The sequence below is a fragment of the Halorubrum sp. CBA1229 genome (assembly GCF_003721435.2).
Classification (GTDB): domain Archaea; phylum Halobacteriota; class Halobacteria; order Halobacteriales; family Haloferacaceae; genus Halorubrum.
On sequence record NZ_CP054585.1, the window covers coordinates 602,886 to 629,746 of the forward strand.

Here is a 26,861-nt window from a genome sequence, read left to right on the forward strand (position 1 = left end):
ATGGAAAGCATCAATCGGACCGCGATCGAGCTCGTCGACGAGGCGCTCGACTTCGCCGGCGAGCTCGACGTCGTCGGGTACGAGCTGGACAACGGCGCTACCGTCGTCGACTTCGGAGTCGACGCCGCCGGCGGCGTCGAGGCGGGGCTGCTGCTCGCCGAGATCCAGACCGCCGGCCTCGCGAACCTCCGCACCCGCATGGGCGAGGTCGCAGGCGCGCCGCGCCAGTACGTCGAGCTGTCGACTGACCACCCCGCGATCGCCCTGCTCTGTTCGCAGAAGGCCGGCTGGGAGCTCGCCTTCGAGTCCGGCTACGAGGGGCTCGGCTCCGGGCCGGCCCGCGCGCTGGTCGGGCAGGAGGCGGAGTTCGAGCGCGTCGGCTACTACGACTCCTCGGAGTTCGCCACGCTCGCGGTCGAGTCGACCGCGCTCCCGACCGAGGAGGTCGCCGAGCACGTTGCCGACCTCGCCGAGGTCGACGCCGAGGGCGTCTTCCTGCCCGCGTACGCGACCGGCTCGACCGTCGGCTCGGTCGCCACCGCGGCCCGCGCCGCGGAGCTCGCCGTCTTCCGCCTGCTGGAGCTCGGCTACGAGCCGACCGACGTGCTCCACGCCTCGGGCGCCGCGCCCATGGCGCCCGTGACCCGCGACGAGGATCTCGCGATGGGGCGGACGAACGACGCCCTCGCGTACGGCGGCGAGGTCCACCTGCAGGTCGCGCGCGACGACGACCGCTTCGACCAGATCGTCTCGACCGCCCGCGAGGAGTACGGCACTCCCTTCGTCGAGGTGTTCGAGGACGCCGGCTGGGACTTCTACGAGGTCGACGAGCGCGTCTTCGCGCCCGCGAAGGTCACCGTCGACGTCGTCGACGGCCCCGTCTACGCCGTCGGCGAGACGGACGAGGAGCTGCTCGCCGAGTCGTTCGACTACCGCTGATCCGGTCGCGGAGCGACTTCGATGCGACTCAAACCCGTCCCCGACCCCCCGGCCGCCGTCGACGACCTCCGCGAGCTCCAGCGGGCGGTGCCGCTCGTGCCCGGACGCACCGACGACTGCTGCGCCCGCCTCCGCGACCGGTGTGACCTCCCCGACCGGCAGGTCGCGAACGACTGGCTCGCGTTCCTCCGCGCGCTCGGGCTCGTCCGAGAGACGTCGCGGGGGTTCGTCAGAACCGACGCCGAGCCGACCCCCGAACTGGTCCGCGAGGGGCTCCGCGAGGAGGTCCTGCTCGTGCCGGAGGCGCTCGCGGCCCTCGGGGCGGCGACGCCCGAGGACCCGCTCACGCCCGACGGGCTGTTCGAGGCGACCCGCGGGTCGGTCCCGCGGCACGACCGCGCCCGCGACCCGGAGTGGGAGGCGACGTGGCGCGACCGGGCGGCCCGGCTGTTGGCGTGGCTCGCGCTCGTCGACCTCGCGGAACGGGTCGAGCGGGAAGGGGACGACGACCGGGAGCGGGACGACGACCGGGAGCGGGACGACGACCGGGAGCGGGACGACGACCGGGAGCGGGACGACGACCGGGAGCGGGACGACGACCGGGAGCGGGACGACGACCGGGAGCGGGACGACGACCGGGAGCGGGGCGACGACCGAGAGCGGGACGGCGCCCGAACCGGCGAGCCCGCCTACGTCGCCGGCGACGCGGCCGGAACGACGGACTGAGCGCGTCTCGGGCGGAATCGGGGGAAACACCCCGTAACAAGCCTTTTACTCGGCGCCGGAGAGGGTGTTCCCATGGGACGATTCGACCGGCGTGAGTCGCCGCTGTCGGTCACGTACGAGCCGACGAGCGTGAAGGATCTGCTCGTGGAGATGAAAGACACCGCGGAGCTGCTTATCGACCTGTCGTACTCGGCGGTGCTCCACGGGAGCCCGACGATCGCCGAGGAGGTCGTCGAGCTCGAACACCGGATGGACGTCCTCCAGATGCGCGCGCGGATGAGCCTCATGCTCGCGGCCCGGAGCCCGGACGAGGCGGAGACGCTCGCGCCGGTGCTCGGCGTGGTCGGCGCGGCCGACAAAATCTCCGACGCCGCGGGGGACATCGCGAAGATCGTCACCGAGGAGATCGGCCTCCCCGACGCGATGCGCGGCGCGCTGACCGAGGGCGTCGAGACGCTCGTCCGCGGCACCGTCTCGGCCGACTCCGGCTACGCCGGTCGCACGCTGAAGGACATCGACCTGGAGTCGAAGACGGGGGTCCGGGTGATCGCGATCCGGCGCGACGACGACTGGATCCTCAACCCCGGCCCGAAAACGCGGATCGAGGCCGGCGACGTGTCCCTCCTCCGCGGGCCGGAGACGGGCGTCGCCGAGGCGTACCCCGAGCTGGCGGGCGAGCCGTTCGAGCCGGACGAACCGGTCGAACCCGCGATCGACGACTTGGAGCGCGCGGTCGACTCCGTCGTGCTGATGAAGAACCTCTCCGAGCTCGCGGTCGATCTCGCGTACGGTTCGGTCCTGTTCAACAACGAGGAGCTCGCCGAGGAGGTGCACAACTTGGAGATAGAGGTCGACGCGCTCCAGTCGCGGTTCGAGGCGTGGACCCTCCGGGCCGCGCGGGAGGCCGACGACCCCGTCTCGCTCCGCGGGCTGATCCACCTCGGCGTCGCGACCGAGGAGATCTCCGACGCCGCCGTGGAGATCACCGAGGGCGTCGCCCGCGACCTCGGCGTCCACCCGGTCGTGGAGATGGCGGTCCAGGAGTCCGACGAGATCATCACCCGGACCGTGGTCCGGGAGGGGAGCGACCTCGCGGGCACGACCGTCGAAAACGGGATCCCGACGACCGACGTCTCGACGAGCGTGATCGCGATCCGCCGCCCCGACGAGGGGTGGCTGATCGGCCACGACATCGACACCGTCCTGCGCCCCGGCGACGCCGTCATCTCGAAGGGGACTCGCACCTCAGCCGAGGAGTTCGAGGCGCTCGCGTCGTGACCGCTCCCTCGACCGCGGACCGGGAACGCCTCGTCCGCGACTACTACGACGCGCTCGACGCCGGCGACTACGAGCGGCTCCGCGGCCTGCTGGACCCGGCGTTCGTCCAGCACCGCTCGGACCGGACGTTCGAGGGCCGCGACCGCTTCGTGGCGTTCATGCGCGACGAGCGGCCGATGACGGACACGACCCACGCCGTCGACGCGGTGTATCCGAAGGGCCCCGGCGTCGCGGTCCGCGGCCGGCTGCTGGACGCCGACGGCGACGAGCTGTTCGCGTTCGTTGACGCCTTCGACGTCGTCGACGGACGGCTCGCCGCACTGGAGACGTACGCCGCGGGCGGCGGGGAGTGACTCGTCGCTACGAAGCCGCTCTCACGCCCGGATTCGGTCGAGATCGCCGACGAACGCCCGGAGCGCGTCGCGAGTCACGTGCGGCATGCAGACGACGCGGAGCTCACCCGCCGCCGTGCGCGACACCTTCCAGCCGGCCTCCCGGAGCGCGTCGAACTCGGACTCGGGGAGCGCGGCGGCGACGAGCGGGAGCGTCGGCTCGACGACGTCGCAGCCGCGGTCGGCGAGGGCGTCGGCGAGCCACGCGGCGTTCCCGGTCGCTCGCTCGGCCGCCCCGCGGTAGCCGTCGGGCCACAGCGCCTCCATCGCGGCGACCGCGCCGGCGACGCCCGCACCGCTTCGGGTGCCCGTCAGGGTCGCCTGCGACCGGGTCTCCAGGTAGGGCGTGTCGACCGCGAGCGCGTCGAGCGCGGCCGACTCGCGGGCGAGGAGCCCGCCGGCCGGCACCGGCGCCTGCCCGAACTTGTGGGGGTCGATCGTCAGCGTGTCGATCGGGGCGTCGCCGAACGACCACGCGCGGTCGGCGAAGGGGAGCACGAACCCGCCCCACGCGGCGTCGACGTGCATGCGCGCGCCGGCGTCGTGGGCGATCTCGGTCAGCGCCGGGATCGGGTCCACGCGGCCGTACTCCGTGCTGCCGGCGACGCCGACGACCAGCGCGGTGGCGTCGTCGACCGCGGCCGCGACGGCGTCCGTCCGCGCCCGATAGTCCTCGTCGACCGGGACCGTCCGGAGCTCGACGTCGAGCAGCTCGGCCGCCTTGTGAAACGAGAAGTGGCCGCTCTCGGGGACGACGACGTTCACGTCGCTCCCGTCGTGGCGGTTGCGGGCGGACCGGACCGCCTGCACGTTCGCCTCGGTCCCGCCGGAGGTGACGTAGCCCGCCGCGTCGGTCGGCGTCGGGTGGTCCGCGAGCGTCGCCAGCAGCTCGACCGCGCGCTCCTCCAGCGACGCGACCGCCTCGTAGGTGGCCGGGTCGCCGGGGTTCGTCGCGAGGTAGCGCTCGGCCGCCTCCCGGGCCGCGGGATGCGGCTCGGTGCACATCGACGAGAGCACCCGGTCGAACGACTGCGGCTCGGGCTGCTGCATTCGACGGAACGTCGCCGCGGAGGGTCTTACCCGTTCCGCTCTCGGGTGTCGGGCGAGAGAGAGCGACCGCTCCGTCGGTCGAGTAAGCCGAAACGCGTCGCGTCCGAACCGGAACGCGTCCCGTCCGCGGTCAGCGCACCGAGTCGAGGAGGAGCCGCTGTTCGGTGCGCTTCACCTCGTGTTGCACGTCGCGGACGGCGTCGATGTTCGCCGAGATGGAGGAGACGCCCTCCTCGACGAGGAAGTCGACCATCTCCGGCTTCGAGCCGGCCTGCCCGCAGATGCTCGTGTCGACGCCGAGCTCGCGGCACGTCTCGATCGTGTCGCCGATCAGCTGGAGCACGGCCGGGTGGAGCTCGTCGAACCGGTCGGCGACGTGCTCGTTGTTACGGTCGACCGCCAGCGTGTACTGCGTGAGGTCGTTGGTGCCGAAGGAGGCGAAGTCGATGCCCTCGTTCGCCAGCTCCTCGATCTGCAGCGCGCTGGCGGGCGTCTCGATCATCACGCCCCACCGGTGCGTCTCAGGGTCGATGCCGGCGTCGCGCATGTGGCCCTTTATGCCCTCGAGGTCGGCCGCGTCGTTGACTAAGGGGAACATCACCTCCAGGTTGTCGTACCCCATGTCGAAGAGGCGGGCGAACGCCGCGAGCTCCTGGCGGAACGGGTCGGGCTTGTCGAGGCTGCGGCGGATCCCGCGCCAGCCGAGCATCGGGTTGTGCTCGTTCGGCTCGCCCTCGCCGCCCTCCAGCTCGCGGAACTCGTCCGTGGGCGCGTCGATGGTCCGGACCCGGACCGGCCGCGGGTAGAACTCGTCGGCGACGCGGCGGACGCCCTCGATCAGCTCGTCCTGGTACGCGCGGGCGCCGTGCTCGTCGATGTACCGCTCCGGCGTCTTCCCGAGCGAGAGCACCATGTGCTCGATGCGGAGGAGCCCGACCCCGTCGGCGCCGGTCGCGGCCGCGCGCTCGGCCGCCTCGGGGATCGAGACGTTCACCTTCACCTCCGTCGCCGTCATCGGCTTCACCGGCGTCTCCGGGCGGGCCGCCTCCACGGGCTCGAACTCCTCGCCGGGCTCGGCCTCGTCGTCGACGCCGGCGCGGACGGTCCCCTTGTCGCCGTCGATCGTGACCTGCTGGCCGTCCTCGAGGAGCCGCGTCCCGTTCCCCGTCCCGACGACGGCCGGGACGCCGAGCTCCCGCGAGATGATCGCGGCGTGGCTCGTCATCCCGCCCTCGTCGGTGACGATCCCCGCGGCGCGCTTCATCGCCGGGACCATGTCGGGCATCGTCATCTCCGTGACCATCACGTCGCCCTCCTGGACCTGATCGAGGTGGTCGAGCTTGTGGACGATCCGGACCGCGCCGGAGACGACGCCGGGACTCGCGCCGAGCCCGTCGGCGAGGACGTCCTCGTCGTCTCCGGTGGATCCGCCGCCGGCCGCGCCGGGCTGGCCCGACGCCGCGTCCCCGACGGCTGACTTCCGCGGGGTCTCGCCGCCGGTTCCGCCCGCGTCGGCACCGTCTCCCTCGCCCGCGTCCTCCTGAATCGTCGTGATCGGGCGCGACTGGAGCATGTAGATCTCGCCCTCGTGGATCGCCCACTCGACGTCCTGCGGGGCTCCGTAGTGGTCCTCAACGCGCTCGCCGAGCGCGACCAGGTCATCGATCTCCGCGTCGGAGAGCACCCGGGCGGTGCGGCGCTCCTCGTCGACGTCGAGCTGGACGGTCTCGCCGGTGTCCGGGTCCTTCACCATCTCCACCTTCTTGTCCGCGACGGTGACGTCCTCGACGGCGCCGGCGCCGCGGTCGTACACGTAGTTGTCGGGTGAGACCGTGCCGGAGACGACCGCCTCACCGAGCCCCCACGCAGCCTCGATGGTGATCTGCGGGTCGCCGGTCGAGGGGTGGCTGGTGAACATCACCCCGGACTTCTCGGCGTCGACCATCCGCTGGACGACGACCGCGATGTCGACGTCGGCGTGCGGGAACCCCCGCTGCTGGCGGTAGTAGATCGCCCGCTGGGTGAAAAGCGAGGCCCAGCACTCCTTCACCCGGCGGAGGAGATCGTCCTCGCGGACGTTGAGGAACGTCTCCTGCTGGCCGGCGAACGAGGAGTCGGGGAGGTCCTCGGCCGTCGCGGAGGAGCGCACGGCGACGAACGCCTCGTCGTCCTCGTCTCCCATCTTACGGTACCGCTCTACGATCTCCTCGCGGACCTCGTCGGGGAACGGGGTCTCGAGGATGAGCTCTTCCGCGCGCTCCTCGGCGGCGCGGAGCGCGGCGGAGTCCTCGGGGTCGACGTCGACGGCCGAGAACAGCTCCTCGTCGATTCCCGCCTCCTCGATGAAGGTCCGGTACGTGCCGGCGGTGACGGCGAATCCCGGCGGTACCGGGAGTCCGGCGCCGATGAGTTCACCAAGCGAAGCGGCCTTCCCGCCGACGGTCCCGACGTCGTCGGCGTCGACGTCCTCCAGCCAAAGTACTGCCATTCGTGTACCCGGAGGATCCGCGAGCCGACCTATGAAGCTTCCGGCCTATGCAACGCTGAATAAAAGATTACTCAGTCGCGAGTTACGGGTCGGCCGGGGACCGTCGGATTCGGACCTCGCCCTCCTCGGGGCGACCAAACGCGGGAGAAGCGTCGAAGCAACCGAACGCGGCGAGGATGCCGAAACAACTGAACGGAAGGAACGCCGAAACGACCGAACGCAAAGCGCGTCGAAACGGTCAAACGTAGAGAGGGCCGAAGCAGCCGGAACGACGAACCGTCCGTCGGTTCGTACACCGACGTACGCACCTATTCAGTGTATACTTACTTTCTGACAGACGAAACCGATCCGGTAACGTGTTACAGCAGCTGTAACACCGTTCACCGCGAGCGGTCACTCGGCGGCGAGCCGCTCGCGCTCCGCGCGGAGGAGCCGCTCCCAGACGCCGAACAGCCGGCTGTTCAGGCCGTAGCGGTCGTTCACCCGGCGGACCCACGCGTCGTCCGCGAACAGGAGGCGCTGGAACCGCCGGACGCGCGGCGAGAGCGACTCACGGTCGCCGCCGTAGTACGACAGCGACTCCTCGCGCGTTTGCTCGACGAGAGCGGCCGGGACGTCGATCCCGTCGGCCGCGGCGGCGTGGGCGAACCACTCCAAGTGGAGCAGCGCGTCGGCCAGCAGGAAGCGGTCGCGGAACCCCGAGACGCCGGCGAGCGCCGGCCGCCCGTCGATCGTCACGTCCTGTGGTCGAGAGAACCGGGGCGCCGTCGCCGTCACGCCGGCCGTCCCCGCGATCACCGCGGCGACGCGTCGGAGCCGCCAGTCGCCGTACCGCACGGGCGGGAGCAGCGCGAGCTCGTACCACGTCGGAAGCCACTCGCAGTACGGTTCGGAGAAGGCGCCGTCGGCGAGGAGCGTCGCCGTCACCGACCGCGCCTCGGCCGGCGACAGGGTCGCGTGGTCGGTCCGGAGCCGGTCGGCGACCCGCACGCCGTCGAGCGCGTCGACGCCGTCGAAGCCCATGCCCTCGGCGACGTGACGGGTGTACGCGCGGCTCGCCGCGTACCAGTCGGCGAAGTCGGCGGGCGCCGTCAGCCGGAGGAGTTGAAGGACCGTGATGCTCGCGGTACGCCCGCGAGCGGCAAAACCGCTCCGTTCAGCGATTCGGCCCGCCTGGTTCAGCGGTCGAGTTCCCGGTCGGTTTCGGCCGCGAGGTCGGCGTCGGTGCCGCGAGCGGGGTCGTCCGCAGGGTCGGCGTCGCCGTCGGCGGGGTCGTCCGCGAGCGCCCCGTCGAGCCCCCACTCGTCGGCGCGCTCGGCCGCCTCCGCGCGGGCCTGCTCGCGGATCGCCTCGATCCGGTCGTCGTCCGCGAGGAACGCCGCGACGGCGTCGGCGTCGTCCGCCTCCAGGTCGGCCAATCGCTCGTCGGGCGCCGCCTCGCGGGTGCGGTCGGCGAGCGTCGGGTCGTCCGCGAGCTCCGTCGCCGCCGCGCCCGGCGCGACGCGGAGCGCGTCCGTCTCGTGGGCCGCCTCGAGGCCGTCGCCGTCGACCGCGTACAGCTCGACGCGGTACGGGCCGGGCACCGCGAGCTCCGCCAGCGCGTCGGGGCCACCGCTGTCGGTCACCGTGTTGTACGCGAGTACCGGGACCCCGTCGGCGAACGTGAGGACGCCGCGCGCGTCCCCCTCCAGGAGGAGCGTCTCCTGCGGGACGAGCGTCGCGTACCCGGTCAGCCCGCGGTCCAGCGCCCGCGAGAGCGTCGTGGCCACGTCGGAGACGACCCGCGACCGGAGGAGGGTGCCGCGGGGGATCCGGAGCTCGGGCGCCTCGCCTGCCCCGCTCGTCCCGCCGGCTGGGCCGGTCATGGCGTGTCGGGCACGACCGCGCTCCGAAAGCGGTCCGCGACCGCGTCGCCATCGCCGTCGCGCACGTCGAGCCGGGCCGCCGCCCGCCGGTAGCGAGCGGCGGCGTCGCTCTCCGGCGCGTGCGCGAGGAGCGGCTTCCCGGCGCGGCGCGCCTCGCGGACCACGTCGCTGTCGGGAACCCGCGCGAGCACCGGCCCGCCGAAGTGACGCTCTGCCTGCTCGGCCACGTCGGCGGCGTCGTCCCGGACCTTGTTGAACAGGACGCCGGCGGTCTCCGTGCCGTACGAGCGGGCGTACTCCTGAACCTTCAGGCCGTCCGAGAGCGCCGGGATCGTCGGCTCGACGACGACGACGACCCGGTCCGCGAGGACGACCGGGAGCACCGCCGACTTCGAGCCGAGCGCGGCCGGCGAGTCGAGCAGGAGCACGTCGGTGTCGCTCGCGAGCTCGGCGACCACGTCGCGGAGGCGACTCGGCTCCGCGGCCTCGAAGCCCGCGAGCGACGTGCCGCAGGGGACCACGGAGAGCCCGAACCGGTCGTACGTCGCCTCGGCGACGTCGGTCGCGGTCCCCTCGACGAGCAGGTCGTGGAGGGTGACCGCCGCGTCGTCGAGCCCGGCGTGAAAGAGGAGGTTCGCCATCCCGGTGTCGGCGTCGACGACGGTGACGTCGTGCTCGTCGGCCAACGCCAATCCGAGCGCGAGCGTGCTCGTCGTCTTGCCCGTGCCGCCCTTTCCGCTGGCGACCGCGAACGCCTCGACCATGCGCCCACCTGACCGGGCGCTCGGCTAAAGCCTGTCCATCGCGGGAGCCGATCGCCGCGGAGCCGGTCCGGATCCCACGGGACAGCGTTTTGCCGTTCGGCACCGACGATCGACCATGTCGACCGTCATCGACGCGGACGCGTTCCGCGACAGGATCGACGAGCGTCGACGCGGCGAGCGCTCGTTCGCCCTCGTCGACACGCGGCCCCGCGAGAGCTACGAGAGCTGGCGGATCGCCGACTCGATCCACTACTTCTACAAGCCGTTCCACGAGTTCGACGTCGACGACTTCGAGGCCGAGACCGGGCTCGGGCCCGACGACGCGATCGTCACGGCCTGCGCGAAGGGGAAGGCCTCGCTCGACTTCGCCGAAAAGCTGGAAGCGGCTGGCTACGACGACGTCACGGTCGTCGCGGACGGGATGCGCGGCTGGTCGGGCGTGTACGACCGGACCGAAGTCCCGCTCCCCGACGCGGGCGACGACCCGCTCGATATCGTCCAGATCCAGCGGCGCGCGAAGGGGTGTCTCGGCTACCTCGTGGTGGGGGGACGGTCGACTGATGCGGAGGTAGGCTCCGATGGCTCCGACCGCGTCGCCATCGCCGTCGACGTCTCCCGGCACGGCGACGAGTGGCGGGAGGCGGCCGCCGAGCGCGACGCGACGATCGCGGCGGTCCTCGACACGCACGTCCACGCCGACCACCTCTCCGGCGGCCGGGACCTCGCCGACGAGCTCGGGGTGCCGTACCACCTCCCGGCGGCGGCCGCCGAGCGCGACGTGGCGTACGACTTCGAGCCGCTCGCGCGCAACGAGACGCTCGACGTCGGCGGCGTGGACGTGAAGGCGCTCGCGACCCCCGGCCACACCGACGACGGCGCGAGCTACCTCGTTGGCCGGTCGGCGCTGCTCACCGGCGACACGCTGTTCACTGACAGCGTCGGTCGAACGGAGCTGCAGTTCGCGGCGGGCGGCGAGGAGGAGGACGGCGACGACGCAGCGGGAGGCGGAGAGAAGGGCGGAAGCGAAACCGCCGGCGCGGCGACCGGCGCCGAACGCCTCTACGACTCCCTGCACGGGACGCTGCTCGCCGAGCCCGACGCGGTCGTCGTCTGTCCCGGTCACTTCGCGGTCGCGAACGACGGCACGACCGGCGACGTCGTGCCCGGCGAGCCGGTGACGACGACGGTGGGCGCGGCGCGCCGGGGGCTCGACGTGCTCGGGCTCGACCGCGAGGCGTTCGTGGAGCGCATTACGGCGACGCTGCCGGAGAAGCCGCCGAACTACGAGTCGGTTATCGCCGCGAACCGCGGCGTCGAATCGCCCCCGGACGAGACCGCGGCCATCGAGTTAGAGCTGGGTCCGAACCGGTGCGCGGCGGACGCCGGCGGCGAGTCGACGGCGGACGACTGAACCGTCGGTCGTCAGTCACTCATCGTCCGGCCGGTTCGCGATCCGGTCCGCGAGCTCCCTCGCGGCGGCGACGTGGTCGTCGGCCTCGGCGTCGTCGGTCCCGTCGACCTCCGCGAGCAGCGTCCGGATCTCGCCCGCCCGTCGGACGACGGTTTCCTCGTCGGCCCCGGCGGCGATCTCCGCGGCCAGCGCCTGCGCCTCGCCGATTCGCCAGCCGGCCTCGCGCTCCACGGGGCGCTCCTCGGTGGCTGCGAGGTGCTCGTGTAGCGCCGCGACCGGATCGAACTCGTCGGTCACTGCACCGTCACCACGCTATTCGTCGTGGATGAAGACGAGCCGCTTCGTCTCGGTGTTACAGAGACAGAGGTCGATCCCGTCGCGGGTGGCGCCGATCTGCTGCCAGCCGTGGTCGCTGACGAACAGCGTCTGGAACACGCCGCGGTCACAGTCGGGGTTCGGGCAGCCGACGCCCGCGGCGTTCTTATAAACGGTCGTCCCCCCGCCGGAGCTCTGGCGCACCAGGCCGTCGCGCAGCGAGCGGAACTCCTCGGCAGACATCGGTCCGTCCGTGTCTTCGTCTCCCATACGTTCGCGTTCGCGGGCCACGATATATAAACCGACGGGCCGCGACGACCGGAGTCACAGCCGACGAGGAGACAGTCCGCCTCACCGACGAGGAGACAATCCGCCTCACCGACGAGGGGACAGTCCGCCTCACCGACGAGGGCTCAGTCGCGCTCGCGCTTCGCGACGTCCGCGTACGCGTCCGCGATCCGGGTCGGCTCGGGCAGCTTGTACCCCGCACACAGCGCCTCGACCAGGTCGGCGGCCGTCTCGGCCGAGACCCGGTGCCCGGGGCTCACGTACAGGGGGTTCACCCGACGGCTGTTCGGGTACTGGCGCGACTGGACGGCGTGGCCGATCACGGTTCCCGCGTCCGGGTCCGCCGTCTCCACCGACTCGTCCGCGCGGATCGGCGTCCGCCACCCCGCCGGCCGCTCGTCGGTCGGCTCGTCGGGCTCGCCGCACAGCAGGCTCTTCGCGACGCCGACGCTCGGGACGTCCAGCAGGACGCCGACGTGCGTCGCGATGCCGGCCTCCCGGAAGTGGATCCGGCCGGAGCCGTCACAGACCAACAGGTCGGGGTCGGCCTCCAGCGCGTCGAGCGCCGCCAGCATCGGCTCCCCCTCGCGGAACGCGAGGAGGCCCGGAACGTACGGGATCGAGAGCGGCGTGGTCGCGCTGGCGTACTCGATCACGTCGCCGTCGCGGATCGCGACCGCGGCGGAGACCGCCTCGTCCGCGCCGTCGTCCGGCGTCAGGAACGCCTGATCGATGCCGACGACCACGGGGGCGTCCGGGTCGGTGCCGGCGGACAGGCCGGGGTCGATCCGCGACTGCGATCCGGCGTCACTCGCGCCCGCTTCCGGACGGACGGGCGGGAGACCGTCCGTGAGATCGGCGGGCTCGTCGACCGCGACCGCGGCCGGGTCGACGGCGTGGTCGTCCGCGAACGTCGCCGTCGCGGCCAGCTCGCGCTGGAGCGACTCCATCTCCGTCCGCGAGAGCGCGGGGTCCGGGAGGAACTCGGGGCGCGCGACGGCGTCCGGGTCGTTCGGCGTCGAGCGCGACGGAGTCGGCGACGAGTCCGGCGGCGTCATTTAAAAACGACCGCCGGGACCGCCCGGCCCGCCAGGCCCGCCGGGACCGCCCGGTCCGCGCACGCCGCCCATATTCATCCCGCCGGGACCGCCCGCGGACCGCGCGAGGCTCTCGTTGCGCTTCCCGAACGCGAGCCCGATCGCGAAGCCGATCAGGTGCGCGAGATGCGCGATGCCGCCGACGCCGCCCGTGCCGGACTGGATCACGAGCACCGCCGAGACGATCGCGATCCCCCACGTCAGGTATTTGATCTTCATCGGAATCACGAAGAAGAGGAGGACCTGCATGTTCGGGCGCCACACGGTGAGCACGCCGAGGATCGCGAAGCCGGCGCCGCTGGCCCCGAGCACGCCCGTCGTCGGGGCGTTCGTCGCGATCGCGAACAGGACGTGGCCGAGGCCGGCGAGGATCCCGGCGCCGAAGAAGAACCCGACGAAGCGGCGGGAACCGACCGCGCGCTCGACGAGCGGGCCGAAGAACAGGATGACGATGCTGTTTCCGATGATGTGGAACAGCTGTATCCGGGAGTGGGAGAGGACGGAGGTGAACCACGTCCAGACGTTGCCGATCGCGTCCGACCGGAGGACGAAGATCTGGCTGTGGGCGGCCTCGCCGAGCGTGAGCGTCACGACCCACTGCGCGAGGAAGGTGATCCACATGGCCGCCAGCAGAGCGTACGTCGCGTTGCCGCGGACGTAGCTCACGATCCCGCCCGTGCTCGTCTCTCGGTCGATGCGTCGCTTGACGCGGTCCGTGATACCCGCGGACGCGTCGCCGGAGGCGCTCGCCCCGCCGGATTCGACGCTCTCGTCGAACCCGCTGTCGAACACGCCGCCCGGGTCGTTCCACTCGGCGAGCCCGGGGCAGTCGTGGTTCTCCGGCAGTCGGTGCTCGGCGCAGAACGTCTGGCCGCACCGGTCACACTGGTACGGGAGGTTCTCGTACTCCCCACACACGTCGCACGTCGCCATTACCTCCCCTTACGGGGGCGCTCCTAAAGCGGTTTGGCTCTCGGACTTGGTCTGCGGAAAGTCGGACGGTGAGCGAGGCGCCCATTTATAAATCCAGTACGGTGTTGCGTCGGCTGCTACTGGCGCGGGGCCGCCTCATCATTTATGAATCATCGATGACGCGGTGGACACCTCCAAAGCCCCAGCCGCGAGGGCTCGCGCGACTCGCTGCGCTCCTCGCTCGCTCGTTTCACTCGCTCTCTGCGGTGCTTACGTCGTCGTGCTTCGCCCTCGCAGCTGCCCCTTTGAGTCCCACCCCGCACGGCACCGCAGCCTCACGCCTCCCCAGCCTCGTCGGTGGTCCTCCGCTTCGCTCCGGACCACCGACTCCCTCGCGCGGGCGGTTCGCGCCGCTTCGCGGCGCTCACCGGCGCACGCCACCGCGGTCTATTTATAAATAGTTCACTCGCCAGTCCCGCCCTCTCGCAGTCCGTCGACGAGCCGACGGAGCGTCGCGAGCGGGTACTGGCCGGGCGCGGTCGCGTTCGCGGGGTCGACGGGCGCGTAGCCGATCTTCGAGCCGTAGAGCGGCGTGACGGCGCGGGTGTGGCGGCCGGGCTCGCCCATGCACATCGTCGCGACGCGGTGGCCGGCCTCGGTCGCCTCGTGGGTCGCCTCGATCATCGCGAGCGCGTCCGTCGGCGCGCTCGCGGTCGTCGCCAGCTTCCCCACGTCGCCCTCGCTCGCCGCGTCGGCGAGGAGGTCGACGAGCGCCGCGGGCTCGGGCGTGGACTCGAAGTCGTGGACCGAGACGACGACGCTGACGTCCTCCTCGCGGGCCGTGTCGCGGAGCGCGGTCGCGTGCGACCGCTCGCCTTCGGGCGCGTTACCGCGGAGGGCCGCGAGCTCGACGTCGACCGCGGCGACCGCGTCGTCTCCGAGCGCGGTCGAGAGCGCGTCGTACCGCCCCAGGTCCGCGGCCTCGCCGCCCTCCCACGACGCGCGGTTCGTGACGAGCAGCGGGAGCTCGCCGTCGTACGCGTCGAGCTGGACGAGCGGGGCGTCCGCGAGGTCCATCCGGAACTCCACGGCGTCGGCGTGCTCGCGGGCGCGCGGCTCCTCCGAGAGGTCGGCCGTGCTCGCGGTCAGGACGAACTCCTCGAACATACGCGAGGCTTCCGGGGGCGGGGAGTTAACTGTGTGCGTCCGGGGCGGAAACGGGGTCGCCGGACGAACGGAGAACGCGGGGCCTTACGCGACGAGGCCGTCCTCGGCCTCCAACAGCTCGTGGTACCGGTTCCGGATGGTGACCTCGGAGATGTCGGCGACCTCCGAGACGGCGGCCTGCGTCGTCTTCTCGTTGGTGAGGAGGGCGGCGGCGTAGACGGCGGCGGCCGCGAGGCCGACCGGCGACTTGCCCGAGTGGACGCCCTTCTCTTTGGCGTTGCGCAGGAGGCTCTTCGCGCGCATCTCGGACTCCTCGGAGAGCTCCAGGTCGGAGGCGAAGCGGGGGACGTACTGCTCGGGGTCGGCCGGCTTCACTTCGAGCTTGAGCTCGCGGACGACGTAGCGGTACGTCCGGGCGATCTCGGCCTTCTCGACGCGGGAGACGTCGGCGATCTCGTCGAGGCTGCGCGGGACGCCGGCCATCCGGGCGGCGGCGTACACGCAGGAGGTGGAGACGCCCTCGATGGAGCGACCGGGGAGCAGGTCCTCGTCGAGCGCGCGGCGGTAGATGACCGAGGCGGTCTCGCGGACGTTGTCCGGGAGCCCCTGCGCGCTGGCCATGCGGTCGATCTCGCCGAGCGCCTGCTTCAGGTTCCGCTCCTTGGAGTCGCGGGTGCGGAACCGCTCGTTCCACTTGCGGAGCCGCTGCATCTTCTGGCGCTGGCGGGCGCCGAGCGACCGGCCGTACGCGTCCTTGTCGCGCCAGTCGATGTTCGTCGAGAGCCCCTTGTCGTGCATCGTGTTGGTCGTCGGGGCGCCGACGCGGCTCTTCTCGTCCTTCTCGCGGGAGTCGAACGCGCGCCACTCCGGCCCGCGGTCGACCGAGTCCGCCTCGACGACGAGCCCGCAGTCGGCGCAGACGCTCTCGCCGTGCTCCTCGTCGTTGATGACGTTCCCGTCGCATTCGGGACAGCTGAGCGTCTCGTCGGTCTGTTCCGATTCCTCCTCGTCCGTCTCGGTTCGGGAGCGACTCCCCCGCGTGTGTAATCGTTCACTCATGGCTAAACCCCCTCTCGGTAACTGAACACGGGCCGAGAGCGATCTTGTCCGATAGACGGCGGAACCGAACTTAAAACGACCGGAACGTGTCGCCCGAAACCCGACGAAAGGACACGATCTATCACGCGGTTTCGGGCAGTGACACGATCGCCGAGCGACGGGTCGTCGGCATCGCCGCGCCGACCGAAACGCTTGGGCCGCCGGCGTCCCGAATGGAGGGCGATGACCGCTCCCCGCGTCGTCTCGCTGGCTCCGAGCGCGACCGCGACCGTGACCGCCCTCGGCGCCGCCGAGACCCTCGTCGGCGTCACCCACCTCTGCGACCCGTCCGCCGCGGCGGGGTCGGCGCACGGGAGGGAGTCCCCGCTCGCCGTCGGCGGCTGGCTGAACCCCGACCTCGACCGCGTCGCCGACCTCGACCCCGATGTCGTCCTCACGAGTGACGGGCTTCAGGCCGACCTCGCCGACGAGTGCAGCGAGCGCGGGTTCGACGTCCGTCACCGCGAACCGGCGACGCTCGACGAGGCGGTCGAGGCGTTCGCCGCCCGCGGCGCCGACGTGGGTCGCCCCGAGGCGGGCGAGCGGCTCGCCGAGGAGTCCCGAGCGCGACTCGATCGAGTCGCCGAGGCGGTCGCGAACCGCTCGCGCCCGACGGTCTACTGCGAGGAGTGGTCGGACCCGCCGATGGCCGCCGGGAACTGGGTGCCCGACGCCGTGCGCGCCGCCGGCGGCCGCTACCCCTTCGTCGACCCGGGCGAGCGCTCCCGCGAGGTCGACCCCGCGAGCGTCGAGGCGGCCGACCCCGACCACCTCGTCGTCCACGTCTGCGGCCACGGCGACCGGATCGACCCCGCGACCGTCGCGGAGCGCGACTGGGCCGTCGACGCGCCCGTGCACGTGATCGACGACTCCCTGTTAAATCAGCCCAGCCCCGCGCTGATCGACGGCGTCGAGCGGCTGGCCGGGCTGTTTCACCACGAGGCGTTCCCGGAGACGGCCCCGTAGCCGCGCTGAGACGGCCCCGTAGCCGCGCGGAGACGACCCGACGCCTATTCGTGCCCCCATCTCCCAACCCCCGGTATGCGAGTCGGCGTCGGCAGCGGCAATCCGGTGAAGCGGCGCGCGGTCGAACGGGTCCTCGAGTCGTCGCGGGGGATCGACCTCGCCGACGAAATCGACGGCGACCCCGCGACCGTCGCAGTCGAGTCGGTCCCCGTCCCGTCGGGCGTGAGCGAGCAGCCGACGGGCCACGCCGAGACGGTCGCCGGCGCGGAGAACCGCGCCGAGGCGGTCCTCGACGCCGGCGACTACGACCTCGCGGTCGGGATCGAGGGGGGCGTGGCGCGGTTCGAGGGCGCCGACGGGCTCTTCCTCGTCATGTGGGCGGCGGTCTCGGACGGGTCGCGCACGGGACGCGGGAGCGGGCCGAGCCTCGAACTCCCCGCAGACGTCGCCGCGCGGATCGAGGACGGCGCGGAGCTCGGCCCCGTAATGGACGACCTCCTCGACACGACGGGAGTCGCGAGGCGCGGGGGCGCCGCGGGGGCGCTCACGGCCGGTCGCGTCGACCGCGCCGACGCGCTGTCGACGGCGGTCGCCGGGGCGCTCGGGCCGTTCGTCTCCGGACTGTACTGAGCCGGAGGGCGTCGGGCGGGCTCGGGGCGCCTCGCGGTTCGGTCATCGTACCGAAAGCGGGGACTGGGCCGGTATTCGGCGGGGCGCTCGTCGGCGAAAATCGCCCGACTGCGGCGTGTTAATCTGGTCTACCAACCCGCTTATGCACGGACACCGCCTGTATCGGGTATGAGCACAGTCCAACCCGACGCGGTCGCTGCCGAGCCCGCCGGCCTCTCCGGGAAACAGGCGCGGATCCTGGGGTACCTGCGCGAGAACGCCGGCGACCGGACGTACTTCAAATCGCGACTGATCGCCGACGACCTCGGACTCTCCGCGAAGGAGGTCGGCGCGAACATGGGCGCCGTCGCCGACGCGGCCGTCGACATCGACGTCGAAAAGTGGGGGTACTCCTCCGGAACGACGTGGATGGTCACGGAGTGAGTCGAGACGACGCGTAGGGGCGGCGTCGCCGACTACGGGTCGTACGCGACGAGGTCGGCCGCGTCGTCCGCGAAGGCGACGGCGTCGGCGTCGAACGAGTCGGCGTACCGGACCACGAGCGTGAGCAGCCGCTCCGGCTCGGTCAGCGCGTAGCCGTCGGTCCGGTCGAGCAGTCCGGCGTCGTCGAGCGCGGCGGCCGCGGCGCTGATCGTCGGCCGCGAGACGTCCAGCGCGGCCGCGAGCTCCGCGCCCGTCGCGTCCGGGTCGCGAAGCAGCGCGAGGACCATGCCGCGGGGGGTGTCGCGGCGGAGGTAGCCGAGCGCGCGCTTGTCGAGGTCGTCGAACCGGTCAGCCGGGAAGTACCGGCGGTAGTCGGCGTCCTTCGTCGACTCGATCTCGCCGGCCTCCGCTAACTTCCGGAGGTGGTACTGCGCCTCGCCAGTCCCGAGCCGGAGGTCGTCGCGGAGCTTCGAGAAGTGGGCGCCGGGGGTCGTCGGCACGTACCCGCGGATCGCCTCGCGGGTCTCGTTGGCGTCTTCCCCGCCGCTTCCGTCGTCCGCGCTCGCGGTCCCGACGAACGGCGCGGCCGCTCCGATGGCGGCGAACCGCCGGAGCGTCTCCCGCTTTCGTCCGTCGAACCCCTCAGTCACGCGAAGGAATAGTCGGTGCCGCGACAAAAACACTTCGCTCGGGGCAGCGTCGGAATATCCGGTCGTTCGGGCGGCGATACGGGAAGATACGTATCGCGAGCGGCGGCGGTATCGGCGTCGCGGCCGATCAGGTCTCTCGCTCGACCTCTTCGTCGACCGGCTCCTCGTCCATCTCCTGGATGACCTCGTCCGCGGACTTGATGTCCGCGCCGGCGCCCCCGGCCTTGACCGCCTCGGCCTCCTTCTCCAACTCCTCGACGTCCATCTCAGCGGACTCCTCGATCTGGCCGAGGATCTCGTCGATGTCGTCAAGACCGAGCATCTTGCGGGTGTCGTCGTCGAACTCCTGTCCCTCCAACCCCTCCATCTGCTGGACGTCGGAGCCGGACAGCGCCTTGCCGTAGCGGCCGACGAGGCTGGTGAGTTCCTGCGGGAGGACGAACGTGGTGGACTCGCCTTTGCCGATCGCTTCGAGCGTCTCCATCCCGCGCTCGATGATGGCGCGCTCGCCCATCGACTCGGCGGAGCGCGCGCGCAGCACCGTCGAGATCGCGTCCCCCTGCGCCTCGAGGATCTGGCTCTGTTTCTCCCCCTGCGCGCGGATGATGTTCGACTGCTTGTCCCCCTCCGCCTGCTCGACCGCGGAGCGGCGTTCCCCCTGCGCCTCGAGGATCATCGCGCGGCGGCGACGCTCGGCGGAGGTCTGTTGCTCCATCGCCTGCTGGACGTCCTTCGAGGGGTTGACCTCGCGGACCTCGACGCTCTCGACGCGGATCCCCCACTCGTCCGTCGGCTCGTCCAGCTCCTTCCGGATCTTCGCGTTGATCTCCTGGCGCTTGTTGAGCGTGTCGTCGAGCTCCATGTCGCCGAGGACGGCGCGAAGGGTGGTCTGCGCGAGGTTCGAGACGGCCTTCTTGTAGTCGTCCACCTCGAGGAACGCCTTCTTGGCGTCCATCACCTTGATGTAGACGACCGCGTCCGCCGTCACCGGCGAGTTGTCCCGCGTGATCGCCTCCTGACGGGGGACGTCGAGCGTCTGCGTCCGCATGTCGAACGCGTACGTCCGGGAAACGAACGGCGGAATGAGGTTGATACCCGGTTCCAGCAGCTTTCGGTACTCGCCGAACACCGTGAGCGTCTTCTTCTCGTAGGCGTCGACGATCTCGAACGACTGCCAGAGCGTGACGACCACGAGCAACAGGAAGAGCAGCCCGACGCTCACCAGGCCGAAGCCGAGACCGAACTGGAGGGAAATCGGATCCATGCCCCGAGGTTAGGCCATCCCGTTCTTAATACTTCGCCCGAGCGAGCGTTCGTTCCACCGATTTCGGCGGGCGACGGCGAGCGGCCGCGGGCGGCGACGTCGTCCGTCACCCGGCGGCGACGTCGTCCGTCACCCGGCGGCGATGTCGTCCATCACCCGGCGGCGACGTCGTCCGTCACTCGGCGGCGCCCTCGAACCGCTCCGCGACGGCGTTGAGCGTCGCCCGGACCTGTCGCTCGTTGAAGCGGCGGACGACCGGCTCGCCGAGAGCGGTGAGGGCATTCTCCGGGAGGTCGTACTCCGCCGCGTACGTCAGTCTCGTCCCCCCGTCCACGGGCTCGAACGTCAGGTCGATCGTCCCGGTCAACCGGCCGCGGAGCTCGAAGGTCATCCGCTCGGTCGGCTCGTGGACGGTCTGGACGATCTCCCCGTCGACGCCGAGGCCCGCCATCCGGTAGGTGTACGCCAGCCGCTTCCCGCCGTTCGGGAGCCGCTCGACGTCTCTCACGTCCTCGAGGCGGGGCGTGACGGCGGCGTGGTTGCGCGGGTCGTCGAGGAAGGCGAAGACCGATTCCACGTCCGCGTCGATCTGGGCGGAGTCGCGTGCGGTAAACATTAGGCGGGACGACGACTCAGTTTCGCGACCGCGGGTCGACGTACGCCTCCACGAGCTTGCGCTCGGCCGCCCGGAGGTGCTGGTGGAACGTCTGTCGGGTGATCCCCATCCGCTCGGCGATCTCCGAGCCGTCGACCGGGCGGGGCCACTCGAAGTAGCCGTTCAGCTCGGCCGTCTTCAGGGCCGACCGCTGGCGGTCGGTGAGCCGGTCGTCCACGGCCGCCGCGAACTCCGTCAGGCTCCGATCCCGGCTCTCGCGCTCGACGCGGGAGCGGAGCTCGACGCCGTCGTACTCCGCGCGGAACACGTCGAGCATCCCGCGCACGTCCTGCTCGGGCGGCGCCTCGATGGTCAGGCTCGCGCTCGACGCGTCCGCCGTGGCCTCGACGACGACGCCGCCGTACTCCGCGAGCCGCGTCAGCGGCGGCGACTCGGTGGCGGTCACGGCGATGGTGACGTCGTCGTCCGTCTCGGAGACCAGCCGGACCGACTCGACGAACGGCAGCGCCTCGACGGCGCTCACGTCCTCGGTCGGGTCCGTCACCCTGAGATACAGCTCGCAGGCGTCGTCGTCGAGGCGCGTGGTCCCGAGGTGCTCGATCGGGCCGTCGAGCGCGTCGGCGACCCGCGAGAGCGAGAACGAGCGGTCCCGGATCGCGACCTGCAGTTCCACGACGCGGTCGGTCGTGAGGATGCGCGTCGTCTCCACCGAGTGCATCCCGTTGGCGATCATCTTCCCCACCGACTCGCAGACCTTCCGCTCGCGGCGGTCGAGGGCGTTCCCCTCGCTGCTGTAGATGCCCAGCAGGCCGTACCGCCGGTGGCCGTAGGTGATCGGAACGACGAGGAACCGCGGGGCGCCGACCGCGCTCGGAGAGAGCGGTCCGCCGGGGGCGCTCCCGGCTGAGCACCCCTGGATCTCCTCGGTCTCGATCGCCTGACCGATCTCGCGCGGCGTCTCGTCGAGGGAGAACGACGCGTCCGCCTCGACCGAGACCCCGCTCGCCGCGGTCACGTCCAGCCGCCCCGTCGCCGACGAGACCTCGGCGATCCAGCCGCCCTTGTACCCCGGCTCGTCGGCGATCTCCTCGCAGACGCGCTCGGCGATGGTCTCCCGGTCCCGGCTCTCGACGAGGATCCGGCTGATCTCGCTGAGCAGTCCGTTCACCCGACCGAGGACCCGGTCAAGTGCCCGTCGCTCCGTCGCGAGTTTCTCCGCGCGCTCCTCGGCGAGCTGCTCCGCGCGCTTGCGGTCGGTGACGTCGTTCTGGAACCCGACGTAGTGGGCCACGTCGCCGTCGGTGTCGTACACCGGGGCGACCGTCAGCTCGTTCCAGAAGGGCGTCCCGTCCCGTCGGTAGTTCCGGATCTCGACGGTGATCTGCTCCTCCTCCGAGATCGCCGTCGAGAGCCGTTCGACCGTCTCGGGATCCGTCCCGGGCCCCTGCAGGAAACGGGGATTCCGGCCGAGGGCCTCCTCGACCGGGTACCCGGTGTGCTCTTCCCACGCGTCGTTGACGTACACGAGGGGCAGATCGGGCAGCTCCGGATCGCTGAGACTGACGCCGACGGGCGCCTCGCTCACGGCGCGACTGACCTCCTCGGCCGTGGGCTCGTGCCCAGAGATGTCCTGCTTTGCACCCGGTGCGCCCTCCGCGGAACAGACCGTCGAGACGTCTGTCACCAGCCGGTCGATCGACGCGGAGCCGTTCTTGTGGAGGAACTCGTCGACGCCGCTCTCGAAGGCGGCCTCCAGAACGTCCTCGTCCTCGACCGCGGAGAACATCACGACCGGAACCTGTGCGTCGGACTCCTCGATCGCCTCCGCCAGCGCGAGGCCGTCGTCCCCCGGCAGAGAGTACTCGCTCACGATGCAGTCGTACTCGCCAGTGGTCACCTTCGCGACGGCGGACGTGGCGCTGTTGACCGTCGTCACGTCGAACCCGGCGGCGCCGAGCGCCGACGTGATGCGATCGCTCCCCTCCTCCGGATGGACCAACAGGGCCCGGGAACCCGGCATGGCACTCCCTTGGTCGTCCGACGGATTAAGCGTTGATACCGACGAACCCCCGTGGGAGGATCCGTGAAAATCGACATAGTATGGGTGAGCACACAACGACCAGGCGCCCGTACGGTCACCCATGTCGACGGGATCCGTGAGCCACGCCGGTGGTCGTCGTCTCGAACGACCCGAGCGAATCGCCGTGAACGCCTCGCGCGCGGCGCTGCTGCTTCTCACCGTCGCGTTCGCCGGGCTGTACGCAACCGGAACGGAGCTGTCCCTGCGGACGCAGATGCTCGCGTACCTCGTCGGGATGGTCGCGCTGAACCTCCCGCACGGCGGCTACGAGCACTTCTCGAATCTCAGGCGGCGCGGGCTCCCCTTCGGCGCGCGCTACGTCGGGCTCTACCTCGCGTTCGTCGTCGGCTTCGTGGGGCTGTTCGTCGTCGCCCCGCTGCCGGCGCTCGCGCTCGCGTTCGGCACGGCGGTCGCGAAGGGGGGACACGGCGACCTCCACGTGATGGACGCGCTCGTCGGCACCGACCACCTCGTCTCCCGGCCGCAGCGCGCGCTCGCCTCGCTCGTCCGCGGCGGCGCCGTGATGATCGTCCCGGCGGTCGCGTGGACGGAGACGTTCTACGGGTTCACCGGCTACATGCTGAACGTGTTCGACGGGCAGCTCGTCGGCCCGGCGGCGAGCTCGCCGGAGGCGGTCACGACGGCGCTCGGCGCGATATACGGCCTCGGCGTCCTCCTCCACCTCGGCGGGGGGCTCGCGACGGGCGGCGGCGTCACGCGGTCGTGGCTGCTCGACGCCGCCGAGACGCTCCTGCTGGTCGCCTACTTCGTCTTCGTGCCCGTCGTGGTCGCCATCGGGCTGTACTTCCCGCTGTGGTACTCGCTGCGGCAGTCCGCGCGGAGCATGGTCGTCGAGGAGGCGCGACCGAGCCGGACCGAGGGCGTCTCCGTCGTGATGGCGTGGGGCGTGCTCGTCGTCGGCGCGCTGGTGACCGCGCTCGTCGCGACCTCGCTGTGGATGGTCGCCCCGAACCCGCTCGCGGGCGCCTCGCTGCTGCCGGGGGCGGTCGCGTTCTACACTATCTTCGTCTGCGTCATCGCGCTCCCGCACGTCGTCGTCGGCGAGTGGCTCGACTTCGGGCGGGGGATCTGGTACGTCCCCTGAGGCCGCGACCCCGCCTCGCCGCGGTCCGATCGCTCGTCGGATAACAAACCCTAAAACCCGCCTCGTCGACCGATCCGGTATGCGTTTCCGGTTCGTCGGACAGCTCGGGCTCGCAGACGCCGTGACGGTGACGAACGCGGGCGTCGGCTTCCTCGCCGTCGTCGCCGCGGCCGTCGACCTCGAGCTCGCCGCCCGACTGGTGCTGCTCGCCGCCGTCGCCGACGGGCTCGACGGCGTGGTCGCCCGGCATCGCGGCTCGACGGAGGCCGGGCCCTACCTCGACTCGCTGGCCGACGTGGCCTCCTTCGGCGTCGCGCCCGCGACGCTCGTCGCGGTCGTCGTCCTCGACGCGGCGTCGTTCGCGACCGATCCCCTCCTCGTCGCCGGCGGGGTCGGCGCCGGCGCCCTGTTCGTCGCGACGGCGGTCGCCCGGCTCGGCCTCTACACGGCGTACGACAGCGGCGCCCGCGAGACCGTCGGCGTGCCGACCACGCTGGCGGCGACGATCCTCGCGGCCGCGGTGATCGCCGGCTACACCGACCCCGCCCTCCTCGCGGCGGCGACCGCTGCGTTCGCGGTGCTCATGGGGACGACGATCACGTACCCGGATCTCCACGCGCAGGACGCGCTCGTGATGGGCGTCGTGCAGGCCGCCGTCATCCTCACGCCGGCCGGGCACATGGCCACCGCCGCCCTCCCGGCGTGGATCGGCGAGGGATTCGCGTTCGCGCTCCTCTTCTTGGCGTGCGGCTACCTCCTCCTCGGCCCGCGGTTCTACTGGGGCGACGGGATCCGGTCGCCGCCCGACGACGCGGACGAACGCGGAGTCTAACTCTCGGCGACGCGAGAGAACGCGATGTTCGAGTACCGACAACGCGAGAGAACGCGACGAGCCGGCGGCTCGGGGAGCGGGTCGAGAACGGAATAAAAAGCGAGTCGCCGAAGGCGCCTCCGACGGAGCCGTTTACAACAGGTCGTCGAAGTCCTTGTGGCGGGTGATGTCGACGCCGTCCTCGGTGACGACGGCGACGTTGATCCCGTTGCCGGACGCGAGGTCGCGCTCGACGGCGGACTGGATCGCCTTGGCGGCGATGGTCTTCGCCTCGTCGACGGTGACCTCGTCGTGGTACTCCTGTTCGAGCACGCCGAGGGCGTACTGGGAGCCGGAGCCCGTGACGGTGTACTCCTCCTCGGTGGTGCCGCCGAGGGCGTCGATGGAGTAGATGTGTGCGCCGTCGTCGTCGACGCCGCCGAGGATCGGCTGGACGATGAAGAACGCGCCCGTCCGGAGCAGGTTCCCGGTGAGCGTCGACAGCGCCTCCATGGACATGTCCTGGCCGCGGCGGGTCTCGTAGAGGCTCGTCTCGGCCTTGAGCGTGGAGATGAGGTTCTGCGCGGCGGAGACGGAGCCGGCGATGGTCAGGGCGCCGCGGGGGTGGATCTCCTCGACCTTCTGGACGTCCTTCGAGGAGACCATGCCGCCGAGGGAGGCGCGCATGTCGGTGGCCATCACGACGCCGTCCGCGGTGCGGATGCCGACGGTCGTCGTCCCGGTCTTCATCTCGCCCTCGCCGTCGGCCTGCGCCGCGCGGCGCTCGCTGTGTTCGAACTCGCCGAGCTCGGGACCGAAGACGGGCTGGTCGCGGCCCAACTCGTCAGCCGGTCCCTCGGAGAGGTCGCCAGTCGGTGTTCGCATTACGACTCCGTTGGCTCGGCGCGCTGATAAAGGCAACCCTTCGCGGACCGCCCGCCGGTTCCGACGGGCCTATTCGTCCCGGACGGTCGCGGCCCGCGCGTCGCCGTCGCGTCGGTCGATCGTCTCGCCGTCGATATCGCTGTCGCTCGGCGGTGTGGACGAACGGTCCGGGTCGAAAACGGTCGCCTACTCCTCGACGCGCTCGTACACCTCACCGGTCGTCTCGACGAGCCGGCCGATGGGGACGTTGATGCCGAGGCGCTTGCGAGCGAAGACGGCCATCGGGAACAGCGAGATACCGATCGCGACGGTCGCTTGGTGGATCCCGAAGAGGGCCGCCGAACGGATGCGGTCGAACATGGATCTTCGAACGACCGGAACGGAGGTGTATATAAATACTTTCCGGGGGACGGGTTTCGAGTACCCCGACGCTGTCATGCGATTTCGAGTCGTAGATTAACGATTATGAAATATAATCGGAGGGCTGTCACGATCGGGATATCCACGGGGGTGTGAACCCCGCTCGTTTCCATAAGTTATGCGTAGCCTTCGCGCCTCGTGCGCCTCGCATCGGGGCGCCGCGGCGGTCCACGTGAGGGGGTTCGGGACGGCGACGCGGGGCCGCCTCCGACCGCAGACCGAACGGGATTTATCCGGAGCGTCGCGTACGGTGAGACGTGCAGAACGTTACGGACCGGACGCGCAACCCCTTCGGGATGCGGCCGGACTGCCGGTCGTTCGTCCCCGGCTACGGCGACGCCAACGCCGACTTCCACGTCGTCGGCGACCACCCCGGCGTCCACGGCGGCGTCGAGGCGGGCGTCCCGTTCACCGGCGAACCGTGGTCACCCGCGTTCCTCTCGGCGCTGGCCGAGGGAGGACTGATCGCGGGGGTCGCCGAGGGGACGGCGCCGGACGGGACGGCGGCGACCGGCGAGACCACGGCGGCGACGAGCGACGAGACTGCCGCGGCGAGCGACGGAGGCGGTGAGGGCGACCCCGTCGCCGAGCCGATCCGCACCGAGCGCACGTACTTTTCGTACCTCCACATGTGTGTGCCAGACGGCGACCCGACCGCGGCGTCGTACGACGACATGGAGCGGTTCTTCGACGCGGAGCTGCGCGCGATCGCCGCGCACGTTCTCCTGCCGGTCGGCGCCCGGGCGACCGAGCACGTCCTCGAACAGTACACGGCGCGGGCGTGGAAGACCGAGGTCGACATGGACGCGCTCCACGGCGAGGAGATCCTCGGCTCCGGGTGGCTCGTCCTCCCGATCAAGGACCCGGCCGAGTGGGAGGCGGGTGACGCCGACCGGCTCGTCGACGGCCTTCGGGAGCTGCGGTCGACCGACTTCCGTCGCGAGAGCGACCTCGGGCGCTTCATCGCGGGCAGCGACCCGTACCTCGTTCGGTGATCGGTCGGCCTGCGAGGCGCGGATGCGCCGTTTCGACCGCGCGTCGACCACGGGCGCCGTTTCGACCGCACGTCGATCAACTAGTCGGATGCGCGTGCGGTTTCCTCCCGCCTCCGGCCCGCGGATCGGTGTATCGAGATCGAATACGCCAGTTCGGTGCCTGATCGTCAGCAATAGCCCGACTGCGACAGTCATATTTGTCACTACTCCCCGAATTTTATACCGG

Annotated in this window: 27 protein-coding genes and 1 pseudogene; 11 read left to right on the forward strand and 17 right to left on the reverse strand. The window is 71.3% G+C overall.

Going from position 1 to position 26,861, the window contains the following annotated elements; translation table 11 throughout:
• From mch to Hrr1229_RS03025, 4 genes and pseudogenes are all read left to right on the forward strand, one after another.
• A complete protein-coding gene (gene mch / locus Hrr1229_RS03010) occupies nt 1-939 on the forward strand; it encodes a methenyltetrahydromethanopterin cyclohydrolase (RefSeq protein ID WP_123114265.1) in 939 nt (312 codons plus the stop codon).
• Nucleotides 940-960: 21 nt separating this feature from the next.
• Nucleotides 961-1,443, forward strand: a pseudogene (locus Hrr1229_RS03015) (hypothetical protein); the annotation flags it as partial.
• A 294-nt stretch (nt 1,444-1,737) separates the two neighbouring features.
• Nucleotides 1,738-2,943, forward strand: a complete 1,206-nt coding sequence (locus tag Hrr1229_RS03020; RefSeq protein ID WP_123114264.1) for a potassium channel family protein — start codon at nt 1,738-1,740, stop codon at nt 2,941-2,943.
• The gene (locus Hrr1229_RS03025; RefSeq protein WP_123114263.1) at nt 2,940-3,296 is read left to right on the forward strand and encodes a nuclear transport factor 2 family protein; all 357 of its coding nucleotides are present in this window, start codon (nt 2,940-2,942) and stop codon (nt 3,294-3,296) included. Before Hrr1229_RS03020 ends, Hrr1229_RS03025 begins: the two co-directional genes overlap by 4 nt.
• Before the next feature lie 21 nt (nt 3,297-3,317).
• Here the strand turns inward: Hrr1229_RS03025 and mfnA are convergent, their stop codons facing one another.
• From mfnA to Hrr1229_RS03050, 5 genes are all read right to left on the reverse strand, one after another.
• A complete protein-coding gene (mfnA, locus tag Hrr1229_RS03030; RefSeq protein ID WP_123114262.1) occupies nt 3,318-4,385 on the reverse strand; it encodes a tyrosine decarboxylase MfnA in 1,068 nt (355 codons plus the stop codon).
• 130 nt (nt 4,386-4,515) lie between these two features.
• Complete coding sequence (gene ppsA, locus Hrr1229_RS03035; RefSeq protein WP_123114261.1) at nt 4,516-6,873, reverse strand: phosphoenolpyruvate synthase; 2,358 nt, start codon at nt 6,871-6,873, stop codon at nt 4,516-4,518.
• 393 nt (nt 6,874-7,266) lie between these two features.
• On the reverse strand, nt 7,267-7,896 hold the full coding sequence (locus tag Hrr1229_RS03040; protein ID WP_123114260.1) for a hypothetical protein: 630 nt from the start codon (nt 7,894-7,896) through the stop codon (nt 7,267-7,269).
• 155 nt (nt 7,897-8,051) lie between these two features.
• Nucleotides 8,052-8,738: a hypothetical protein gene (locus tag Hrr1229_RS03045; protein ID WP_123114259.1), complete on the reverse strand. Its 687-nt coding sequence runs from the start codon at nt 8,736-8,738 to the stop codon at nt 8,052-8,054.
• Nucleotides 8,735-9,502 (reverse strand): AAA family ATPase, encoded by a 768-nt coding sequence (locus tag Hrr1229_RS03050; RefSeq protein WP_123114258.1) that lies wholly within the window; start codon nt 9,500-9,502, stop codon nt 8,735-8,737. Before Hrr1229_RS03050 ends, Hrr1229_RS03045 begins: the two co-directional genes overlap by 4 nt.
• A gap of 115 nt (nt 9,503-9,617) precedes the next feature.
• On the opposite strand from Hrr1229_RS03050, the gene Hrr1229_RS03055 reads away from it, so the two are divergent.
• Complete coding sequence (locus tag Hrr1229_RS03055) at nt 9,618-10,913, forward strand: rhodanese-like domain-containing protein (protein ID WP_123114257.1); 1,296 nt, start codon at nt 9,618-9,620, stop codon at nt 10,911-10,913.
• Nucleotides 10,914-10,928: 15 nt separating this feature from the next.
• On the opposite strand, the gene Hrr1229_RS03060 is transcribed toward Hrr1229_RS03055, so the two are convergent.
• The 6 genes from Hrr1229_RS03060 to Hrr1229_RS03085 form a co-directional block, all read right to left on the reverse strand.
• Nucleotides 10,929-11,210: a hypothetical protein gene (locus Hrr1229_RS03060; protein ID WP_123114256.1), complete on the reverse strand. Its 282-nt coding sequence runs from the start codon at nt 11,208-11,210 to the stop codon at nt 10,929-10,931.
• Between the two features lie 15 nt (nt 11,211-11,225).
• Entirely contained in the window at nt 11,226-11,498 is a 273-nt protein-coding gene (locus tag Hrr1229_RS03065) for a hypothetical protein (RefSeq protein ID WP_049906210.1), read from the reverse strand.
• Nucleotides 11,499-11,641: 143 nt separating this feature from the next.
• A complete protein-coding gene (locus tag Hrr1229_RS03070) occupies nt 11,642-12,574 on the reverse strand; it encodes an endonuclease V (protein WP_123114255.1) in 933 nt (310 codons plus the stop codon).
• Nucleotides 12,575-13,546, reverse strand: coding sequence for a rhomboid family intramembrane serine protease (locus Hrr1229_RS03075; protein ID WP_123114254.1), 972 nt, complete (start codon nt 13,544-13,546; stop codon nt 12,575-12,577).
• 441 nt (nt 13,547-13,987) lie between these two features.
• Nucleotides 13,988-14,692 carry a type I 3-dehydroquinate dehydratase gene (locus Hrr1229_RS03080; RefSeq protein WP_123114253.1) on the reverse strand — a complete coding sequence of 235 codons (705 nt, stop codon included), beginning with the start codon at nt 14,690-14,692 and terminating at the stop codon, nt 13,988-13,990.
• 84 nt (nt 14,693-14,776) lie between these two features.
• Nucleotides 14,777-15,751: a transcription initiation factor IIB gene (locus tag Hrr1229_RS03085; protein WP_123114252.1), complete on the reverse strand. Its 975-nt coding sequence runs from the start codon at nt 15,749-15,751 to the stop codon at nt 14,777-14,779.
• Between the two features lie 222 nt (nt 15,752-15,973).
• On the opposite strand from Hrr1229_RS03085, the gene Hrr1229_RS03090 reads away from it, so the two are divergent.
• The 3 genes from Hrr1229_RS03090 (at nt 15,974) to Hrr1229_RS03100 (ending at nt 17,809) form a co-directional block, all read left to right on the forward strand.
• On the forward strand, nt 15,974-16,756 hold the full coding sequence (locus tag Hrr1229_RS03090; protein WP_123114251.1) for a cobalamin-binding protein: 783 nt from the start codon (nt 15,974-15,976) through the stop codon (nt 16,754-16,756).
• A gap of 75 nt (nt 16,757-16,831) precedes the next feature.
• Entirely contained in the window at nt 16,832-17,386 is a 555-nt protein-coding gene (locus tag Hrr1229_RS03095; protein ID WP_123114250.1) for an inosine/xanthosine triphosphatase, read from the forward strand.
• Nucleotides 17,387-17,554: 168 nt separating this feature from the next.
• Entirely contained in the window at nt 17,555-17,809 is a 255-nt protein-coding gene (locus Hrr1229_RS03100) for a hypothetical protein (protein WP_123114249.1), read from the forward strand.
• 32 nt (nt 17,810-17,841) lie between these two features.
• Here Hrr1229_RS03100 and Hrr1229_RS03105 read toward each other — a convergent pair whose 3' ends face one another.
• The 4 genes from Hrr1229_RS03105 to Hrr1229_RS03120 form a co-directional block, all read right to left on the reverse strand.
• A complete protein-coding gene (locus Hrr1229_RS03105; RefSeq protein WP_123114248.1) occupies nt 17,842-18,459 on the reverse strand; it encodes a MarR family transcriptional regulator in 618 nt (205 codons plus the stop codon).
• Nucleotides 18,460-18,586: 127 nt separating this feature from the next.
• A complete protein-coding gene (locus tag Hrr1229_RS03110) occupies nt 18,587-19,723 on the reverse strand; it encodes an SPFH domain-containing protein (RefSeq protein ID WP_123114247.1) in 1,137 nt (378 codons plus the stop codon).
• A gap of 175 nt (nt 19,724-19,898) precedes the next feature.
• Nucleotides 19,899-20,339 (reverse strand): SRPBCC family protein, encoded by a 441-nt coding sequence (locus Hrr1229_RS03115; RefSeq protein WP_123114246.1) that lies wholly within the window; start codon nt 20,337-20,339, stop codon nt 19,899-19,901.
• A 16-nt stretch (nt 20,340-20,355) separates the two neighbouring features.
• Nucleotides 20,356-22,359, reverse strand: a complete 2,004-nt coding sequence (locus Hrr1229_RS03120; RefSeq protein WP_123114245.1) for a bacterio-opsin activator domain-containing protein — start codon at nt 22,357-22,359, stop codon at nt 20,356-20,358.
• A 121-nt stretch (nt 22,360-22,480) separates the two neighbouring features.
• Here Hrr1229_RS03120 and Hrr1229_RS03125 point away from each other — a divergent pair, with 121 nt between their 5' ends.
• A complete protein-coding gene (locus Hrr1229_RS03125) occupies nt 22,481-23,524 on the forward strand; it encodes a Brp/Blh family beta-carotene 15,15'-dioxygenase (protein ID WP_123114244.1) in 1,044 nt (347 codons plus the stop codon).
• Nucleotides 23,525-23,603: 79 nt separating this feature from the next.
• Nucleotides 23,604-24,356 (forward strand): protein sorting system archaetidylserine synthase, encoded by a 753-nt coding sequence (locus Hrr1229_RS03130; RefSeq protein WP_123114243.1) that lies wholly within the window; start codon nt 23,604-23,606, stop codon nt 24,354-24,356.
• A gap of 132 nt (nt 24,357-24,488) precedes the next feature.
• Here Hrr1229_RS03130 and psmB read toward each other — a convergent pair whose 3' ends face one another.
• Both psmB and Hrr1229_RS03140 read right to left on the reverse strand, forming a co-directional pair.
• Entirely contained in the window at nt 24,489-25,220 is a 732-nt protein-coding gene (gene psmB / locus Hrr1229_RS03135) for an archaeal proteasome endopeptidase complex subunit beta (protein ID WP_123114242.1), read from the reverse strand.
• Nucleotides 25,221-25,406: 186 nt separating this feature from the next.
• Entirely contained in the window at nt 25,407-25,580 is a 174-nt protein-coding gene (locus Hrr1229_RS03140) for a hypothetical protein (RefSeq protein WP_176329333.1), read from the reverse strand.
• 317 nt (nt 25,581-25,897) lie between these two features.
• On the opposite strand from Hrr1229_RS03140, the gene Hrr1229_RS03145 reads away from it, so the two are divergent.
• A complete protein-coding gene (locus Hrr1229_RS03145) occupies nt 25,898-26,635 on the forward strand; it encodes a uracil-DNA glycosylase family protein (protein ID WP_123114241.1) in 738 nt (245 codons plus the stop codon).
• Nucleotides 26,636-26,861 lie beyond the last annotated feature (226 nt).

Bases quoted from the DNA above. Each gene is read 5' to 3' on its own strand.
- Hrr1229_RS03070 (WP_123114255.1), bottom strand. From the start codon at position 12,574: ATGACGCCGCCGGACTCGTCGCCGACTCCGTCGCGCTCGACGCCGAAC.
- Hrr1229_RS03140 (WP_176329333.1), bottom strand. From the start codon at position 25,580: ATGTTCGACCGCATCCGTTCGGCGGCCCTCTTCGGGATCCACCAAGCG.
- Hrr1229_RS03100 (WP_123114249.1), top strand. From the start codon at position 17,555: ATGAGCACAGTCCAACCCGACGCGGTCGCTGCCGAGCCCGCCGGCCTC.
- Hrr1229_RS03040 (WP_123114260.1), bottom strand. From the start codon at position 7,896: ATGGGCTTCGACGGCGTCGACGCGCTCGACGGCGTGCGGGTCGCCGAC.
- Hrr1229_RS03110 (WP_123114247.1), bottom strand. From the start codon at position 19,723: ATGGATCCGATTTCCCTCCAGTTCGGTCTCGGCTTCGGCCTGGTGAGC.
- Hrr1229_RS03125 (WP_123114244.1), top strand. From the start codon at position 22,481: ATGTCGACGGGATCCGTGAGCCACGCCGGTGGTCGTCGTCTCGAACGA.
- Hrr1229_RS03045 (WP_123114259.1), bottom strand. From the start codon at position 8,738: ATGACCGGCCCAGCCGGCGGGACGAGCGGGGCAGGCGAGGCGCCCGAG.
- Hrr1229_RS03075 (WP_123114254.1), bottom strand. From the start codon at position 13,546: ATGGCGACGTGCGACGTGTGTGGGGAGTACGAGAACCTCCCGTACCAG.
- Hrr1229_RS03020 (WP_123114264.1), top strand. From the start codon at position 1,738: ATGGGACGATTCGACCGGCGTGAGTCGCCGCTGTCGGTCACGTACGAG.
- mch (WP_123114265.1), top strand. From the start codon at position 1: ATGGAAAGCATCAATCGGACCGCGATCGAGCTCGTCGACGAGGCGCTC.
- Hrr1229_RS03090 (WP_123114251.1), top strand. From the start codon at position 15,974: ATGACCGCTCCCCGCGTCGTCTCGCTGGCTCCGAGCGCGACCGCGACC.
- Hrr1229_RS03115 (WP_123114246.1), bottom strand. From the start codon at position 20,339: ATGTTTACCGCACGCGACTCCGCCCAGATCGACGCGGACGTGGAATCG.
- Hrr1229_RS03095 (WP_123114250.1), top strand. From the start codon at position 16,832: ATGCGAGTCGGCGTCGGCAGCGGCAATCCGGTGAAGCGGCGCGCGGTC.
- Hrr1229_RS03130 (WP_123114243.1), top strand. From the start codon at position 23,604: ATGCGTTTCCGGTTCGTCGGACAGCTCGGGCTCGCAGACGCCGTGACG.
- Hrr1229_RS03120 (WP_123114245.1), bottom strand. From the start codon at position 22,359: ATGCCGGGTTCCCGGGCCCTGTTGGTCCATCCGGAGGAGGGGAGCGAT.
- Hrr1229_RS03080 (WP_123114253.1), bottom strand. From the start codon at position 14,692: ATGTTCGAGGAGTTCGTCCTGACCGCGAGCACGGCCGACCTCTCGGAG.
- mfnA (WP_123114262.1), bottom strand. From the start codon at position 4,385: ATGCAGCAGCCCGAGCCGCAGTCGTTCGACCGGGTGCTCTCGTCGATG.
- ppsA (WP_123114261.1), bottom strand. From the start codon at position 6,873: ATGGCAGTACTTTGGCTGGAGGACGTCGACGCCGACGACGTCGGGACC.
- Hrr1229_RS03050 (WP_123114258.1), bottom strand. From the start codon at position 9,502: ATGGTCGAGGCGTTCGCGGTCGCCAGCGGAAAGGGCGGCACGGGCAAG.
- Hrr1229_RS03055 (WP_123114257.1), top strand. From the start codon at position 9,618: ATGTCGACCGTCATCGACGCGGACGCGTTCCGCGACAGGATCGACGAG.
- Hrr1229_RS03085 (WP_123114252.1), bottom strand. From the start codon at position 15,751: ATGAGTGAACGATTACACACGCGGGGGAGTCGCTCCCGAACCGAGACG.
- Hrr1229_RS03065 (WP_049906210.1), bottom strand. From the start codon at position 11,498: ATGGGAGACGAAGACACGGACGGACCGATGTCTGCCGAGGAGTTCCGC.
- psmB (WP_123114242.1), bottom strand. From the start codon at position 25,220: ATGCGAACACCGACTGGCGACCTCTCCGAGGGACCGGCTGACGAGTTG.